Source organism: Bartonella taylorii 8TBB, assembly GCF_902825155.1.
Classification (GTDB): domain Bacteria; phylum Pseudomonadota; class Alphaproteobacteria; order Rhizobiales; family Rhizobiaceae; genus Bartonella; species Bartonella taylorii_A.
In genome coordinates, this window is the sequence record NZ_CADEAG010000076.1 from 1 (window position 1) to 549 (window position 549).

Genomic DNA, 549 nt, shown 5'->3' on the forward strand with positions numbered 1-549 from the left:
GCTGTGTTAGGCAAATTGAGGGGTGCGGTGTTTTTAGGGATTTGGGAAGGGCTTGAAAAATCGTCTTGCCAAAAGAGTTCTCAAAAGGAAATATTGGAAAGCGATCATCCAAAGGGCGCACAGTGGAGAGCAATCATCAAAGGGGGTGGATTAAAAGAAGCTACCAAAAATCTGGAACTTCAGGCTTTAAATGAGGACCAATCCGTACCGCCGAGACCTTTTCTGCTAAACCTGTGCGATCTGAAATCTCAACTGCTAAACCACAAAGGGTGGCGGGACCACACGCCGGTTCAAAACGATCTTGCTTCGTCTTATAAAGAAAACGGTGTAAGGGTTCTTCTTTATCCATTCCAAGAGATGAATTATAATCTCCACACATGCCTGCATCCGTTAAATAGGCGCTCCCACCTTCAAAGATCTGCGCATCAGCCGTGGGAATATGGGTATGTGTGCCAACGATAACGCTCACACTTCCATCAAGAAAATGGCCAAAACATTGCTTCTCGCTTGTCGTTTCTGCGTGAAAGTCAAAAATAACCTTATCGGCTT

At 45.2% G+C, this 549-nt stretch carries 1 protein-coding gene; it reads right to left on the bottom strand.

What is annotated here, in order from left to right:
- Positions 1-160: 160 nt before the first annotated feature.
- Positions 161-549: YmdB family metallophosphoesterase (locus tag J7R13_RS08720; RefSeq protein ID WP_208438299.1), on the bottom strand; the 389-nt coding region annotated here is incomplete at its 5' end.